A 17,421-nucleotide genomic window follows, 5' to 3' on the forward strand; every position below is an offset into this window, starting at 1 on the left:
GACGGTCCCGCGGCGGAACGCGCACCGTGACCCTGACTTTGGAAGATCGCGGAGCATGACCGGAGCATGAAAACGGCCGGAGGCCGCCGCCCGCCGATGGGTGGAGCGTATGTTACCGTAACAGCCCGGTTCGTGACCTGCCTTCACATGCGGTCGTCCTAAATCGTTCCTAGAATGCCCGGATTCGAAAACGGTCATAAGGAACCGCCGCATGCGCCTTTTACCCATCCTTTCCTTTGCCTTCGGGCTTCCCGCCGTCGCTCTGGCGCTGACGCTGGCCGCAGCCGCCCCGGCGCAGGCGCAGTTCGGCCTGTTTCTCGGCGGGCGCGGCGGGGTGGATCTGACGGACGAGGATTGGGACCTGTTCCGCAAGGCGCTGGGCGATGCCCTGACCCCCATGGAGGCGGGACGGCGCACCGAGTGGAACAACCCGAAAACCGGGGTGCGCGGCGACGTCACCGTGCAGAGGGTCCACGAGCGCGACGGCGCACCCTGCGGGGACGTTCAGGCCAACTTCATCCGGCGCACCGTCCAGCCCTACACGCTGACCTTCTGCAAGATGCCCAACGGGCGGTGGGCGATCGCGCCCTGACCGTCGCTCGGCCCTTCAGAACCCGGTTTCGCGGATCAGCACGGCCAGCGCGGTGCGCCAGAAGCGGTCGGCCAGGCTGCGCGCCTCGCCGTCCACGCGGGCCACGCCGCGCATCTGGTGGGCGGGTGCCGCCTGCGTCCGGTCCAGCGGCGCCAGGGTCACCCGGTAGACCGCCTCCAGCGGCTTCAGGTTGGAGCGCGCGGCTTCGGTGTTCGTCCGCCCCATCGAGGGGCCGGTCTGGCTGTCCACGGCGATCGGACCGCCGTGGAGCGAGGCCAGGGCGGGAACGTCCAGCCCCTTCACGCTCACCCGGTCCACCGCCGTCACCCGCGCCGCCATGCGGGGGCGCAGCGGATCGTCGGCATGGAAGACCGCCTCCGCCCCGACCGCGACGCGGGTGAGGTCGTTCTCGGCGACATAGCCGACCAGCTCGCCGCCGCCGTCGGCGACGATCTGGCCAAGCGCCAGCGACGGCCCCACCCAGCGCCCGGGGCGCAGCGCGTCGGCGACGTCCACCACCTTCCCGGCGATGGGCGCGCGGATCTCCAGCCGGGCGAGACCGTCCAGCAGTCCCTGCCGGTCGGCCAGCCCGGCGGCCAGATCCTCCTCCATCACGCGCACACGGTCCAGCCCGTCGCGGGCGGCCAGCATGCGGTCGATGCGGTCCTGGGCCAGCGCGATGCGCAGTTCCGACTGCTGCAGCTTGCTGGTCAGCTCCGGGGCTTCCAGACGGAAGAGCAGATCGCCCGCGGCCACGCGCTGGCCGGGCTGGACCAGCACTTCGGCAACGCGGGACGGCACCGGGGCGAACAGGGTCGAGAACCCCTCGGCCCGCCACACCGACGGCACGGCGATGGTTCCGGTGACCGGCATGAAGGCCAGCCAGAGCAGTGCGGTCAGGCCGCCCAGGGTCATCAGGAGGTTGCGGTTGAGCCTGAAGCTGCCCCGCCGCTCCCACCAGGCCGCCGCCTCGTTGAAGAACGGGCGCAGGATGAACCAGCCGACTTCCACCGCGAACAGCACGATGCCCAACACCTTGATGAAGACGTGATAGACCAGCACCGCGATGCCGATGAACAGCACCAGCCGGTAGACCCAGGTGGCGAAGGCGTAGACCAGCATCACCCGGTGCATCCACGGATCGAACCGCTCCGGCACCTCGTCGCCCAGGCCGAACAGCCATTCCCGCAGCCGCCAGCGGGCCAGCGCGAAGGCGCGGTCCTGCAGGTTCGGAACGTCCAGCGCATCGGCCAGCAGATAATAGCCGTCGAACCGCATGAAGGGGCTGAGGTTGATGGTCAGGGTCGTCACCCAGCTCACCGTCGCCACGAAGAAGGCGGCGCTGCGCAGCGGCCCGTCGGGCAGGAAGCTCCAGGCCAGCGTGGCGAAGGCGGCCAGCGCCAGTTCGGTCAGCATCCCGGCCGCCGCGATGTGCAGCCGGGCGCGGCGGGAGACAAGCCGCCACGCATCGTTGGTGTCGGTGTAGAGCACCGGCCACAACACCAGGAAGGCCGCCCCCATGGTCGGCACCCGGCAGCCGAACCGCTTCGCGGTGTAGGCGTGCCCCAGCTCGTGCAGTGTCTTGGTCACCAGCAGGGTCAGGCCGTAGAAGGCCATGCCCTCCGGCGTGAAGAAATGCAGGAAGGTGTGGGCGAAGCTGTCCCACTGGCGCATTGCCAGGATGATGCCGAGAATTCCCGCGCCGATCACCGTCCACAGCCAGCCGCGGCTGTAGAAGGGCGCCACGTAGCGCACCGTCGCGTTGAGGAAGGCGTCGGGACGGACCAGCGGGATGCGGAAGAACAGGTAATTGTGCAGCAGCCACATCCACCAGGACGTGCGCCGCGCCGCCGTCTGCTTCGCCAGGAAATCGACGTCGGCGCCCTGGGTCAGGTTGCTGGAGACCAGGAACTTGTAGAGGCCGACGACATCCTCCGCCTCCGGCTCCAGGACCGTTTCGGCGGCCACCGCGGCGGCGATGGCGCGAGGCGATCCGTGATGCCAGCGGGCGATGACCTCGAAGGCGCCGTGGCCGATGCGGAAGTAGCGGTTGCGCACCGGATCGTGGATCGTCCAGCAGGGCGACCCGTCCGCCGCCGGCGGCGCCGGCAACAGTTGCAGGTCCTCGCGCAGTGGCGCCAGCCGCACGCTGTCCAGCGGGTCCGCCGGCGTGACCACCGCCGGCCCCGTCGTCATGCCGATGGCGGCGGCGCCCATGGCTCAGAGCCCCACGGTCTGGCGCAACGCCGCCAGCGGGCGGCGGAACAGGTAGAAGGCCAGCGGCACCCGCTCGCCCTGGATCTTGGCGGTGCCGCGCAACCCGATGCGCGGGGTCGGCTGGTCCGGCGCCAGATCGGCACGGACGCGGTAGGCCAGGACACCGCCCTGGGTCAGCCCCGGTTCGTAGCTGGCGTGCGAGACGGTTGCGCGGAGCGGGCGCAGGGGATCGACGTTCAGATAGAGGCTGACCACCGCCCCCTCCTGGAGCACGATCGCGTCGTTCACCGGGACATGCACATCCACCTCCGCGGCCTGCGGATCGGCAAGGGTCAGGATGCGCTCGCCAACCGCCACCGGCTTGCCCAGCCAGTCGTTGGCGTCGGTGAAGACGGCGATGCCCGTGCGCTCGGCCTTCACGGTGACGCGGTCCATCAGATCGCGGGCGAAGTCCATCTCCGCCCGCCGCAGCTCCACCTGGGTCTTCAACTGGGCGATGCGCGCCTTGCTCAGCGGATCGGTGAAGGCCCCCTGCGAAGCCGTCAGCAATTCCGCCTCCGCCGAGGCCAGCGCCTTGCGCGCCACCTCCAGGCGGCTCTTCAGTACCGTCGCTTCGAAGGTGAACAGCGGCTGGCCGGTGGTCACCGGTTCGTTCGGCTGGACGTGGAAGCGCTCGATCACGCCCTCCAGCGGCGCGCTGACGATCAGCGGATCGCGCGGCGCCACCTCCGCCGGGGCCAAGGTCGATTGCGGCACCGGGATGGCCAGGACCGCCGCCAGGACCGCCACCACCGCCAGCGCCCACACCCCCTTGCGCGCCCGCATGGTGGAGCGGCGCCCGGCCCGGGTCAACGCCCACCAGGCGTGCCCATAGCCACCGGAAAGCTGCGCGAGCAGCACCTTCTCCCCGTCCGTCCACGCGTCGTCACGCGCCAGCCACAAAACCGCCGCGACCGTGCCGTCCGGCGCCGGCAGCGGCACCCACAACGCCTGCGCCGGCCCCCACTGCCCCCACTCGCGGGCCAGTGCGGGGGGCACCTCCGTGGGCGCGATGCCGTGCAGGCTGTGCGCCTCCGCTCCGGCGGCGATGGCCGTCGCGGCCGCCTCCAGCCAGCGGGTGAAGGGAGCGTCGCGTTCCGGAACCGCGATGTTGGACACCGCCTCCAGCCGCGCCTTGCCGGACGGCGCGAGGGTCAGGAAGACCGCCTGCTGGTAGGCGATCATCCGCCGCGTCTGGTTCACCAGCAGGAAGCGCAGCGCTTCCGGGTTCTGGGCCTGCCGGGCCTCCTGCTGCAGGTTCAGGAGGAGCAGGAGGCTGTTCAGCGGGTTGGCCGCTTCCATCCGGACGGATGTGACGTCATCGGGCACCTTTGGCCTCCTCCGGCGCATTGAAGCGGGCGGTTCCGCTCATGCCGGCGACCAGGTTCGCGGCGTTGCCCTGCTTGTCGGCCTGCAGCTTGCCCGTCACCTTCAGCGACTGGCTGACCGGATCGACGCGGGCGCCGATCAGGGTCACCTCGCCGTCCAGAGCCTCGCCCGTCTCGTCGATGCGCAGTTCGAACCGCTGGCCGGCCTTCAGCCAGACCAGCCAGGAGGACGGAACGATCAGTTCCACCCGCAGATCGCGATCGGACAGCACTTCGAGCAGGGCCGTGCCGGCGGGGACCGACTCATGCTCGCGGATCCGCTGCTCCACCACCTTGCCGTCGAAGGGGGCCTTCACGTCGCAGCGGCGGACCTCGATCTCCGCCTTGCGCAGATCGGCGCGGGCGGCTTCGGCCTTGACCTCGGCCATCTCCACCTCGGCTCCGCCGATGGACTTCAGCTGCTCCAGCCGGCGGCTCTGCCGCACCGTGACGTCGGCGGCGCGCAGGTTGGCGCGGGCCGCATCGACCGCCGCCTGGTAATGGCTGCAGTCGAAGGCGACCAGCGTCTGGCCCGCCTTGAAGGATTGCCCCGCCTCCACGGTCATCCGCCCGATGCGCCCGGCGATCTCGCTGGACAGCACGGCGTGCTGACGCGCCTCGATCAGCGCGCGCACGCCGCCTTCGGGAGCCGGCGCCGGATCAGCGGCGGCAAGCGGCAGGGGGACCAGCGCGATAGACAGCGCGGCGAGGATACGTGAGGGGCGAAATCGGCACATCATGGCAGAGATTTTCTGCACCCTTTGCTTCGGAAGCGCAACGATCCAGGGATGGCAAGCGGTTCTGTACGCTTATTTGTTTCAGCACCGGCGCACCGGCACAGCCGAAAGGGGACGGCGCCGGTGCGCCGCCCCATCGGCGTCAGCGCGCGGAGGGGCGCCCCAGCGGAGCCAGAGCGCTCGTCGGCACCGAATAGACCTTCACCGGCTCCGAGCGGGTGGACGGGCTGTAGGACACCGTCATCGGCGTGGTCATCGAGGCGGCCGGCGGCTGCGGCAGGTCCGCCACCGTCACGCGCTCCGGCGCCGCCGCTTTGCGCTCCGCCGGTTCGTCGCCGCGGGCGGCGACCGGGGCGGTCTTCGGCTCGGCCACCGTCGCGACCGGAGCCTTCTCCGACGGGGCCTTTTCGGAGGTCGTCGCGGGAACCAGGAGGTCCTGGAGGCGCGCCGTGCCTCCGGCCTTCTGCTGCCAGGCGCCCAGCCCGTCGGACACGGCCTGACGCAGGGTCGCGAGATCCTGGGACGGCACGGCCTCCGGCATCGGATCGACGCCCGCCGACACCATGACGCGGGCGTAGGCGTTCTGCAGGTCGGCGTAGACGAGATCGCGCCGCAGGTCGGAAACCAGCTCCGACACCTCGGCCTGGATCACGCTCATGTCGCCCTGCTGGCCGACCGTGCTGCTGTTGACGTACTGCTGCCGGATGCGGCGGTCGATCGAGGCCTGTTCGGCGTTGAGCGAGAACTCCTGCGCCAATTCGCGGAACTGCACCATCGCCACGCGCACCTGGCTCAGCACCGCCACGCTCAGCGCCTGACGGCGGAAGGCGACCAGCTCCTCCTGCGCCTTGGAGAAGGCGTGGGTGTCCGGCGCGGCGGCCAGGGACAGGATGTTCCACGACACCCGCGCTCCGTAATCGGCCCAGCGCTGGTTCAGAAGGAAGCTGTTGCTGTCGTAGTGCAGGCCGGCGTTCAGGTCGATGCCCGGCAGCAGCTTCAGCAGGGCGCGGCGCGTCTCGTCGGCGGTGATGCGGGCGTTGTAGGACTCCTCCAGCAGCTCCGGACGGTTGAGGAGCGCGTAGCTTTCCAGGGACTCGACCGAGGCGGTGATCGCCGGGACGTCCTTGCCGCCAACGTCCGGCGGCATCTGGATGGTGAAGTTCTCACCCGGCGGCAGGCCCATCAGCGCGCCGAGCTGGGACTTGGCGGCAACCAGCTCGCGCCGCAGCGTCTGCAGCTGGCGCAGCGTGTCGACCAGCGCCCGCTGATAGGACAGGGTCTGCAGCGGTGCCTGGACGCGCTGGGCTTCCAGGGCGTTCGCGTTCTTGCGCGCCGCCTCGATCCGCTTCTCCAGCGGCTCGATCCGCTTCAGCAGCCGCTCCGCCGCGACCGTGCGCCAATAGGAGGTGCGGACGTCCTGCAGGATGCCCTGGACGACGCGGCGGCGCCGCTCGTCGGCGATCAGGACGAGGTTGGAGTTCTGGCGGGCGCGCAGATAGCTGACGCCGAAATCGAGAATGTTCCAGGTGAAGCCCAGGTCGGCGGTCCGGCGGTGCCGGTCGGTGGCCGTGGTGCTCTCGCCGGTGCGGCGGCCGGTGGCGAGGTTGAGACTTTCCGACCCGGATTCGTTGTCGCGCCCGGTGTAGCCCGCCCCCGCCACGAGGCGCGGCAGCATGTCGAACCGCGACAGGTCGAGCTGCTGGTTGGCGACCGCCATCTCCATCAGCTTCACACGTTCGTCGAGGTTGTACTTGATGGCCCGCGCCATCGCCTCGTGCATCGACACCGGGCCGGCGATCGGCTCCTGCGGCGACATGATGACCGACATGTCCTCGCGGAGGCGGGACACGTTCTCGTCATCGGTCAGCGGCTTCGGGCTGATGGAGCATCCGCTGGCGACCAGCGCGACGGCCGCCAGGGCGAAGGACGCGCGGGCCTTGTGGCCCCGCGGCCGGGGGGAGGAAGCGAACCGGGTCATTCTCGTCGGCAATCCATTTGGAAAGAAAAGCTCAAGCGGGGAAGACGGCGATGGAAGGCGCGGACGGCGCTAGGCCGCCCGGCTTCCCGGAGGAACATGCGTGGTGAGCGCGGCGAGCAACGCCGCGCTCTGGGCGTCGGCGGCGCCATGGATCTGGGCGACCTGACGGGAGAAGGCCGGGCGAGCCAACGAGGTCCCGTCGAGGTCGGCGCGCGGACCGGGAGCCGGCGCCTGCCCGTCCGGCGCCGGCGGAGCGGAGCCGGGGTCACCGCCCGACGGCGCGTCGCCGGCCGGCGGCTGCCCCTGCGGCTGGCCTTGCCCCTGCGACCGACCTTGCGGGGCAGCCGAGTTGGCGGGCCGGTTGCCCGGCGCGTTCTCGATGGTGGAGCTGGGGCCCGTCTGGCCGCCGGGCCGGTTGCCCGGGGCGCTGCCCAGCCCACCGGCCGCGGTGCCGGGACCGCCCGGGGCCGCGGGGCCGCCAGGAGCACCGCCGGAGGCCGCTCCGGCCGCGCTGCCCGGGCCGCCGACGCCGCCTTGGCCGACGCCGCCGTTCAGACCGCCGTTGCCCGTTCCGGCGCCCGTCGCCGCGCCGCCGGCCGCCGGTCCACCCGGCGCCGGCCCGCCGGTGCCAAGGCCAGCGCCCGAAACGCCACCCGCCGGACCGCCGAACGCGCCGCCGGAGCCGGCACCCGGACCGGCGCCGAGCCCGCCCGCAGCGGCGCCGCCCAGGCCCGAATTGCCCAAACCCGAGCCGCCCAGGCTTGACCCACCCAGAGTCGAACCGCCACCAACGCCGCCGCCCAGAGCGCCCCCGAGGCCGCCGCCGCCGCTGACGACACCGCTCAACCCCGAATTGCTCGCTCCGCCGGTGCCGCCGCCCAGAACCCCGCTGGACGAACTCGCCGTGCCGCCGCCGGAGGGCGCCCCGCCCATCGCCGAGATGGTGATCGAACGCCCGGCATCGCTGCTGGTCGAGTTGCCGATGGCGCCGATGGTGATCGAACGCCCGGCGTCCGTGCTGCTGTTCCCGTTGCCGGCGGCGCCCCCGCTGCTGATCGACGAGCTGGTGATGACGCGGCCCGCGTCGCTGCTCGTCTGCAGGCCGGGCAGGGTCGGCGCGGTGCCCAGAGTCGGACCGGTCGTCTGCGTTACCCCCGTCCCGGTCGCCGCTCCCACCGCGGAGTTGGACGAGGACGCCGCCGTCGTCGTGTTCCCGGTGGAGGCGGCGACCACCACAACCGGCGGTGGCGGAGGAGGCGCGACCGAATAGGTGGTCGTGCCGGCGTTGCCGGTGTTGCCCACGGCGTCACTCGCCTTGGCCGAGATCACATAGCTGCCGACGCTCAGGTCAGCGGCCAGCGCCAGCTGCCACGAACCAGTCGCGCCGGCGCGCGCGGTGCCGACCGCCTGCCCGTTGATCGTCACGCTGATCAGGCTGTTCGCCTCGGCGGTGCCCTGCACGACCGGCGTGCTGCCGGCGGTGGTGTTCAGGGTGACCGTCGGGGCGGCCGGCGGCGTGGTGTCGATGGTCAGGGTGGTGGCCGCCGACAGGCTGCTGACGTTGCCCGCCCGATCGGTGGCCTGCACCTGGAGGCTGTGCGTGCCGTCGGCCAACGCCGCCGTGAACTGGAAGGTCCAGGCGCCGTTGGCGTCGGCGACCGCCGTTCCGGCAACCTTGCCGTCGACCAGCAGGCTGACCGTGCTGCCGGCCTCCGTCGTTCCGGCGAGGGTCGGCGTCGCGATCCCGGAGATGCGCTCGCCCGCCGTGGCACCGGCGACGGTGGCGCTGGTCACCGACGGCGCGGGCGTCACCGGCACCGCGGTGTCGATCACCACGACCAGCGCGTCGGACGGATCGCTGACGATGCCGAACCGGTTGGTCGCCGTGGTCGTGACGTTGTGGGTCCCGTCGGTCAGCGCCGTCTGGAGGCGATGGACCCAGAAGCCGTTCTCGTCGGCCACCGTGGTTCCAACCGCCTTGCCGTCCACCAGCACGGTGACCGTGGCGTTCGGCTCGGCGGTGCCGGACAGAGTCGGCCTCGTCACGTTGGTCAGCCGGTCCGTCGCCGACGCGCCGGAGTCGGACAGGCCGCTCAGCGCCGTCCCGACGGGCTTCGCCGGGATCGGGGTGTCGATGCGCACTTGGCTGGTGTCGCCCACCCCCTTCAGGGTCGTCACCAGCGGCCCCTGGGCCGCGTCCGTCACGATGGAGCCGTTCAGCGCCAGCCCCAGCACCGCGATGCCCTGCGGCGCGCGGTCGCCGACCGGAACGACGTAGTCGAACCGCAGCAGCGTGGCGGTGCTGCCCGCCGCGTTGTAGGCGGCGTTGCGGATCTCGCTGCCCACCGCCAGCTCGAGAACCGGAGCGCCGCCGTTGATGATCGACGCTTCGCTGAGCTGCACGAAGAAGCTCACCGTATCGCCCGGCAGATAGGTCCGCGCCGGCGGAGGCGTGACGCTGACCACCGACGGCGGCGTGCGGTCCACCGACACGTTGCGCGTCGCCTGGATCGGGTTGCCCGCCGAGTCGCTGAGGCTTGCGGTGATGGTGTAGCTGGCGCCGTCGGTCAGCGCCAGCAGGTCGGCGGACGGGACGGTCAGGCTCCAGCGGTTGCTGGTCACCGTCGTGCTGTAGGTCTTGCCGTTCAGCGTTACCGTGACCGTCTGACCGTCCTCGACACCGTTGGTGACGCCCGACACCGTCTGCCCCACGGCGCTGTCCGCCGCGTTCAGCACATTGTCGCCCGCCACGGTGGCGATGGCGAGAAGCGGCGTGGTGCGGTCGACCAGGATGCTGCGCGTCGCCTGGACTGCGGCGTTGCCCGCCACGTCCGTCAGATCGGCGGTGATGGCGTATGTGCCGCCGTCCGTCAGGCCCTGCAGGTCGGCGGAGGGGATGGCGAGGCTCCAGGCGTTGTTGGTCACCGTCGCGCTGTAGGTCTTGCCGTTCAGCGTCACCGTGACCGTCTGGCCGTCCTCGACCCCGGTCGTGGTGCCGGCCACCGTCTGGGGCACCGCGCTTTCCGCGGCGTTCAGCACATTGTCGCCCGTCACCGCGGTGATCGCGACGGTCGGCGCCGTGCGGTCGAAAGTGACGGTCCGCGTGGCGGAATCGGTGCTCTCCATCCCGGCGATCGCTTGGCGCACGGTGAAGTCAACCGCACCGTTGAACCCGGACACGTCGACGCCGGTGAAGCTGTAGACGCCCGACGCGTCGGCGGTGGCGGTCGCCAGCAGCGAACCGTTGGCGTAGAGCCGCACGGTCGTGTTGGCGTTGGCGCCACTGCCGTCGAAGGTAACGCTGCTCGCCTTGGTGATGTTGTCGGAATTGCTGATGCCCGTGTCCGAGCCGGGGGCGAGGCTCAAGGTGTTCGCCAGGGCCGCCGGGGTGATCGCGAGGCTGGCGGTGTCCGTGGCCGTGGAGAAGGCCGAGGTCCCGCCGCCGCCCGCCGTCGCCACCTTGGTCCCGGCGGTGCCGCTGCTCCGGTCCCAGGCGCGGAAGGTGATCGCCGCGCTGAGGATGCCCGCGTTGGCACCCGTCGGCTGATAGTAGAGCCGGTCGGTCGTGCGCAACAGAAGCGCGTTCCCGCTGTCGTTCACCGTGCCGACGGCGGTCCAGCTGGAGCCGCCGTCGGTGCTGTAGAACCAAGTGCCGCCTTCCGACACGTCCACGCCAACCAGCGCGATGCCGGTGACGGCGCCGCTGTCCACATCGGTCACGTTGGCGCCGAGCGCCACCAGGGACGACACGGCCACGCCGACGGCGCCGTTGGGCGCACCCGCGGCCTGGGCAACGCTGGGCAGGGTCAGGACGGTGTCGGTCAGCACGGGAGCGTCGTTTACCGCGCTCACGGCGAGCCCCGCCGTGGCGCTGTTGGTGCTGAACTGACGGCCCGCCCCCTGCCCGCCGTTCGCGGTGGTGTCGTTGCCGACCGTGGTCCCAGCCGTACCGCTGGTCTGATCCCACGCCTTGAAGGTAATGCCGTTGGCGACCGATCCGTTGTAATCGGTGTTCGGCACGAAGCGCACACGGTCGGTGCTGGCGAGCAGCAGGGCCGACGTGCCCGAGACGCCGGTGATGGCGGTCCAGCTCCCGGCCCCGGTCTTGTACTGCCACGTGCCGTTGGCGGTGTCGGTCGCGGTGATCGCGATGCCCAGGGCATTGCCGTCGACATCCGTGGCGGTGCCGGCGGAGGCCAGGATGGAGGCCACGGTGTCGCCGTTGTTGCCGGTGGCATCCTCGTCGATGGTGGTCAGGCTGCGCGCGTCGGTGCTCAGCACCGGCGCGCTGTTCAGGATCGCCGTGTACGTCGACGGGGCCGTCTGCGTGCCGCCCTTGCCGTCGTTGGCCGTCACCACGACGCGCAGATATTTGTGCGCATCGGACGTGGTCAGGGTGTAGTTCGAGCTGGTCGCCCCGCTGATCGAGGCGGCGTTGGTGCCGTTGGTGTCGTCCGCCCGGTACCACTGGTAGGTGAAGCTCCGGCCGTCGCCGTCCGCGTCGCTCCAGGTGCCGTTCGTGGTCGACAGCGCGTTGCCCACCGTCGCCGTGCCGCTCACGCTGGGCACCGCGCTGTTCACCGGCACGCTGTTGGTGATCTCGGTGTAGGCCGAGGTCGCCGTCTGGGTGCCGCCCTTGCCGTCGTTGGCCGTCACCACGACGCGCAGGTACTTGTGCGCGTCCGACGTCGTCAGCGTGTAGTTCGAGCTGGTCGCCCCGCTGATCGAGGCGGCGTTGGTGCCGTTGGTGTCGTCGGCGCGGTACCACTGGTAGGTGAAGCTGCGACCGTCACCGTCCGCGTCGCTCCAGGTGCCGTTCGTCGTGCTGAGAGCGTTGCCGACCGTCGCGGTGCCGCTCACGTTGGGCACCGCGCTGTTCACCGGCGCACTGTTGGTGATCTCGGTGTAGGCCGAGGTCGCCGTCTGCGTGCCGCCCTTGCCGTCGTTGGCCGTCACCACGACGCGCAGGTATTTGTGCGCGTCCGACGTGGTCAGCGTGTAGTTCGAGCTGGTCGCCCCGCTGATCGAGGCGGCGTTGGTGCCGTTGGTGTCGTCAGCCCGATACCATTGGTAGGTGAAGCTGCGACCATCACCGTCCGCGTCGCTCCAGGTGCCGTTGGTGGTCGACAGCGCGTTGCCCACCGTCGCGGTGCCGCTCACGCTGGGCACCGCGCTGTTCACCGGCGCGCTGTTGGTGATCTCGGTGTAGGCCGAGGTCGCCGTCTGGGTGCCGCCCTTGCCGTCGTTCGCCGTCACCACGACGCGCAGGTATTTGTGCGCGTCCGACGTGGTCAGCGTGTAGTTCGAGCTGGTCGCTCCGCTGATCGACGCGGCGTTGGTCCCGTTGGTGTCGTCTGCCCGGTACCATTGGTAGGTGAAGCTCCGACCATCGCCGTCCGCGTCGCTCCAGGTGCCGTTCGTCGTGCTGAGAGCGTTGCCGACCGTCGCCGTGCCGCTCACGCTGGGAACCACGCTGTTCACTGGCGCGCTGTTGGTGATCGCGGTGTAGGCGGAATAGGCGGTCGTCGTGTTGGAGTTGCCGTCGTTGGCGATCACCGCCACGCGCAGGTACTTGTGCGCGTCGGACGTCGTCAGCGTGTAGCTGGCGCCCGTCGCTCCGCTGATCGAGGCTGCGTTGGTGCCGTTGGTGTCGTCCGCCCGGTACCACTGGTAGGTGTAGGTCAGCGAGTCGCCGTCGGGGTCGGTCCAGGTGCCGTTCCCCCGGGTCAACGCGTTGCCCACCGTCGCCGTCCCAGACACGGTCGGAGCAACCGTGTTCACCGGCGCGCCGTTGCCCGCCGCCGTCACCTGCGACGAGTACACCGACGTCGCCGTCTGGGTGCCGCCCTTGCCGTCGTTCGCCGTCACCACCACACGCAGGTACTTGTTCAGGTCACCCGCCGCCAGCGTGTAGCTTGAGCTGGTCGCCCCGCTGATCGAGGCCGCGTTGGTGCCGTTGGTATCATCCGCCCGGTACCACTGGTAGGTGTAGGTCTGGTTGTCGCCGTCCGCGTCGCTCCAGGTGCCGTTCGTGGTCGACAGCGCGTTGCCCACCGTCGCGGTGCCGCTCACGCTGGGCACCGCGCTGTTCACCGGCGCGCTGTTGGTGATCTCGGTGTAGGCCGACGTCGCCGTCTGCGTGCCGCCCTTGCCGTCGTTGGCCATCACCACGACGCGCAGGTACTTGTGAGCGTCCGACGTGGTCAGCGTGTAGTTCGAGCTGGTCGCCCCGCTGATCGACGCGGCGTTGGTCCCGTTGGTGTCGTCGGCCCGATACCATTGGTAGGTGAAGCTCCGACCATCGCCGTCCGCGTCGCTCCAGGTGCCGTTGGTGGTCGACAGCGCGTTGCCGACCGTCGCCGTGCCGCTCACGCTGGGCACCGCGCTGTTCACCGGCGCGCTGTTCAGGATCGCCGTATAGGTGGAATAGGCGGTCGTCGTGTTGGAGTTGCCGTCGTTGGCAACCACCGCCACGCGCAGGTACTTGTGCGCGTCCGACGTCGTCAGCGTGTAGCTGGCGCCCGTCGCTCCGCTGATCGAGGCTGCGTTGGTCCCGTTGGTGTCGTCCGCCCGGTACCACTGGTAGGTGTAGGTCAGCGAGTCGCCGTCGGGGTCGGTCCAGGTGCCGTTCCCCCGGGTCAACGCGTTGCCCACCGTCGCCGTCCCAGACACGGTCGGAGCAACCGTGTTCACCGGCGCGCCGTTGCCCGCCGCCGTCACCTGCGACGAGTACACCGACGTCGCCGTCTGGGTGCCGCCCTTGCCGTCGTTGGCCGTCACCACCACACGCAGGTACTTGTTCAGGTCACCCGCCGCCAGCGTGTAGCTTGAGCTGGTCGCCCCGCTGATCGAGGCCGCGTTGGTGCCGTTGGTATCATCCGCCCGGTACCACTGGTAGGTGTAGGTCTGGTTGTCGCCATCCGCGTCGCTCCAGGTGCCGTTCGTGGTCGACAGAGCGTTGCCGACCGTCGCCGTGCCGCTCACGCTGGGCACCGCGCTGTTCACTGGTGTACTGTTGGTGATCTCGGTGTAGGCGGAATAGGCGGTCGTTGCGTTGGAGTTGCCGTCGTTGGCGATCACCGCCACGCGCAGGTACTTGTGCGCGTCGGACGTCGTCAGCGTGTAGCTGGCGCCCGTCGCCCCGCTGATCGAGGCCGCGTTGGTCCCGTTGGTATCGTCGGCCCGGTACCACTGGTAGGTGTAGGTCAGCGAGTCGCCGTCGGGGTCGGTCCAGGTGCCGTTCCCCCGGGTCAACGCATTGCCCACCGTCGCCGTCCCAGACACGGTCGGAACAACCGTGTTCACCGGCGCGCCGTTGCCCGCCGCCGTCACCTGCGACGAGTACACCGACGTCGCCGTCTGGGTGCCGCCCTTGCCGTCGTTGGCCGTCACCACCACACGCAGGTACTTGTTCAGGTCACCCGCCGCCAGCGTGTAGCTTGAGCTGGTCGCCCCGCTGATCGAGGCCGCGTTGGTGCCGTTGGTGTCGTCCGCCCGGTACCACTGGTAGGTATAGGTCTGGTTGTCGCCGTCCGCGTCGCTCCAGGTGCCGTTGGTGGTCGACAGCGCGTTGCCGACCGTCGCGGTGCCGCTCACGCTGGGAACCACGCTGTTCACTGGTGTACTGTTGGTGATCTCGGTGTAGGCGGAATAGGCGGTCGTTGCGTTGGAGTTGCCGTCGTTGGCGATCACCGCCACGCGCAGGTACTTGTGCGCGTCGGACGTCGTCAGCGTGTAGCTGGCGCTCGTCGCCCCGCTGATCGAGGCGGCGTTGGTCCCGTTGGTGTCGTCCGCCCGATACCACTGGTAAGTGTAGGTCAGCGAGTCGCCGTCCGGGTCGGTCCAGGTGCCGGTCCCACCGCTCAGGGCGTTGCCCACCGTCGCCGTGCCGCTCACATTCGGCACCACGCTGTTCACCGGTGCACCGTTGGAGGGTGAGCCCCCCCCAAGGGTGATGGAACTGGTCCGCGCGGTGCTGGTCGTTTCGCCGTCGTTGACGGTGACCGTCGCGGTGCGGGTGCCCGCCGTGGCGCTGCCGGCGGTGTTCTTGTACTGGATGAGTTGGATCACCGCCTGGTAACCCGCCACGCTGGCGGCGCCCCGCAGGGTGATCGTCGACGTATCGTTGCCGGTGACACTGATGCCGTAGGTCTTGGCCGTCGCCACGGAGGCCGCCAGCATGCTCAGCACTTCCGCGCCGCCGTCCGACGTGCCGGACAGGGCGATGGTGGCGCCGAGCAGGCGGGTGTCGCTGTCCGTCTGGGCCAGAACGGCGTTTGGAGCGATCAGCACGCCGGAAGCGGGGGTGGAGGTGCTGACGGACTCCCCTGTGCCGGCGCCCGCCCCGTTCAGGTCGACGGTCGGATCGCCCGCGTTCCAATGCACCTCGTAAGCGCCGAGGTCGAGGGCACCATCACGGATGCGGTCGATTCCGCGGATGTCGTAGCTGCCGCCGTAGCGGTTCGCGTTGCTACTATCGCCGGCGTTGATGAAGGTCGTCGCGGTCGAGGCCGGACGATAATCGCGCAGGCTCTTTGTGGCGTTGGTGGAGTCGACAAAGATCGCGTTGCCGGTGATGGCGCCCTGATAATTGTTGCCTGCGTTCAGAGTGATCTTGTCACTGTTGTAAATGATGGCGTTCGGATCGGCAAAACTCGTCCCGCCAAGGCTACCGGAATTCCCCGCAATGATCGTGTTGTAAACGTTCACGGTTGCCGATGCACCGGAATAGGTGCCGATGCCCGACGTCTTGACACTGGTAGCGCCGGCATCATTGTTAACATAGCTGTTGTTGACAATGGTGACGTTGCGTATGTTTACCGTATAGGCAGCGGTGTTGTGCGTTTGCGCAATAATGGAGCCCGGATAGAGAGCCGAATTCGAGCCCATGTTCATGACGTAGCTGTTGTCTGCAAACAGACTGTTCTCGATCGTCAGCGTGTCGTTCACCTGCGTGCGGACGACCGCGAAGCCCGCCGTACCGACCACCACACCTGTGTTGTCGCGAAAAACCGAGTTTTTGATCGTCACGGATGTGGACGCGGTGGTCGTGACGATGACGTTGTTCAGGTTGTCCTTGAAGGTCGCGCCATCCACTTCGAGCGACCCGTTCTGCACCGTCAGCGGGCCCTGCAGGGCGGAGCCCGAATAAAAGCGCTCCATAATCACGTTCTTGACCGTCAACGTCTTGCCGGCCGCATTGAAGAGGATGCCCCGGTAGTCCGTCGTTGCGGGCACGGTGCCGGTGTTGGCGCCGGAGATCGTGATGTCGGCGATACCGTCGCCGTCCACGTCGCCGTTGATCGTGAAGTTCTGAGCCGCCGCTGTCAGGAGACTTGTCGTGACGCCCAGGGAAATCTTGCTGGACACCAGCGTCGAGCTGAACTCGATCACGTCCCCGGCGGCCGCGTTCGTGATCGCATGGTTCAACGATCCCGCCGTCGTTCCGGTTGCCGAGGTGACGACAACGGTTCCCAGCCGGCCGCTGAAGGTCTCCATGGACGCGCGGGCGAAGGGAGTCGCCGCCTCGATGGCCCCGCTTTGCACCTCCAGCGACCAGTTCTGGCCGGCGGCGTTGCCGGTCTCGTCGCTGGACACCGCCACGTCGGCCCCGGTGAGCCGATGGATCGTCTGGACGAACTCCTGCCCCGCCTGACCGGCGCCCACATTGCAGGCGTAGAAAAGAAGATCGCCGCCGGGCTTCAGCGCGGCGCCGATCGCCTGGAGATCCTGGGCGCGATTCGCCAAGCCGTCCGCCCAATAGGCGCGGCCGGCGATGTAGAGATGGCCCTCGTTGCCGTGGCTGACGACCTGGACGGAATCAAGGCCGGACATCCCCGACAGCGCCTTCGCCATCTGGCCGAGCGCCTCCTGCTGGGGGTCGAGCAGGACGACCTTGGCATCGGGCGCGATGTCCTTGAGCAGCGTCTGGTAGTCGGACACGCTGGTGTCGACGAACACCACCGACCGGGCCGGTCCCTGGAGCCCGGCGAGCCGCGCCGTCACCGCCGCGGGCTCGGTGAGCGACGGGGCGGAGGCCGCCGGAGGCGACGCCGCGGCGGGAACGGTCGACTCCTTGACGGCCCAATCGGCCAGCTTGTCGGCATCGGTGGCTTTGCCGGCGCCCTTGTCGCCCGGCGCGGGCTGGTCGGGTTGATGATGGACCTCCGCGGCGGTGGCGGCACCCGCAGCGTCGAACATGAAGCGCGGCTCGAGAGCCATCGCGAACATCGATGAGGACGGCTTATGCGTCTTGCCGGGCCGCCCAGTCTCACCGTTGCCGTTCGAACCACGCTTGCGCGCCATCATCCGTCTCCCGCCATACGCGACACCGCCCGACCGTAAGCCGAAGGCAGTCACCAAAAAGTGAATAGCTTGCGGAAGAGTACCACCTTTTCGCAGTGGTTGACAGCGCGTGTGTCTATAAAGACAGCAAAAGAGGCGACCGATTTGCATCGATTCGCGTCATTGGGGAGAGGAGAGCGTCATAAA

General features: G+C 69.5%; 6 protein-coding genes. 1 reads left to right on the forward strand and 5 read right to left on the reverse strand.

Features of this window, described 5'->3' with window-relative positions; genetic code table 11:
• Positions 1-211 precede the first annotated feature (211 nt).
• Entirely contained in the window at positions 212-592 is a 381-nt protein-coding gene (locus tag FBZ83_RS20950) for an RT0821/Lpp0805 family surface protein (protein ID WP_145687943.1), read from the forward strand.
• Between the two features lie 15 nt (positions 593-607).
• On the opposite strand, the gene FBZ83_RS20955 is transcribed toward FBZ83_RS20950, so the two are convergent.
• From FBZ83_RS20955 to FBZ83_RS20975, 5 genes are all read right to left on the reverse strand, one after another.
• Positions 608-2,809: an HlyD family efflux transporter periplasmic adaptor subunit gene (locus FBZ83_RS20955; protein WP_145687954.1), complete on the reverse strand. Its 2,202-nt coding sequence runs from the start codon at positions 2,807-2,809 to the stop codon at positions 608-610.
• A 3-nt stretch (positions 2,810-2,812) separates the two neighbouring features.
• Positions 2,813-4,177: an efflux RND transporter periplasmic adaptor subunit gene (locus FBZ83_RS20960; RefSeq protein WP_247888402.1), complete on the reverse strand. Its 1,365-nt coding sequence runs from the start codon at positions 4,175-4,177 to the stop codon at positions 2,813-2,815.
• Positions 4,167-4,955, reverse strand: coding sequence for an efflux RND transporter periplasmic adaptor subunit (locus FBZ83_RS20965; protein ID WP_247888403.1), 789 nt, complete (start codon positions 4,953-4,955; stop codon positions 4,167-4,169). The genes FBZ83_RS20960 and FBZ83_RS20965 overlap by 11 nt, the downstream gene beginning before the upstream one ends.
• A 139-nt stretch (positions 4,956-5,094) precedes the next feature.
• Positions 5,095-6,930 carry a TolC family protein gene (locus tag FBZ83_RS20970; protein WP_145687968.1) on the reverse strand — a complete coding sequence of 612 codons (1,836 nt, stop codon included), beginning with the start codon at positions 6,928-6,930 and terminating at the stop codon, positions 5,095-5,097.
• A 69-nt stretch (positions 6,931-6,999) separates the two neighbouring features.
• Entirely contained in the window at positions 7,000-17,151 is a 10,152-nt protein-coding gene (locus FBZ83_RS20975) for a DUF4347 domain-containing protein (RefSeq protein WP_186466149.1), read from the reverse strand.
• Positions 17,152-17,421: the final 270 nt, after the last annotated feature.

The sequence above is a fragment of the Azospirillum brasilense genome (assembly GCF_007827815.1).
Taxonomy (GTDB): Bacteria; Pseudomonadota; Alphaproteobacteria; order Azospirillales; family Azospirillaceae; genus Azospirillum; species Azospirillum brasilense_C.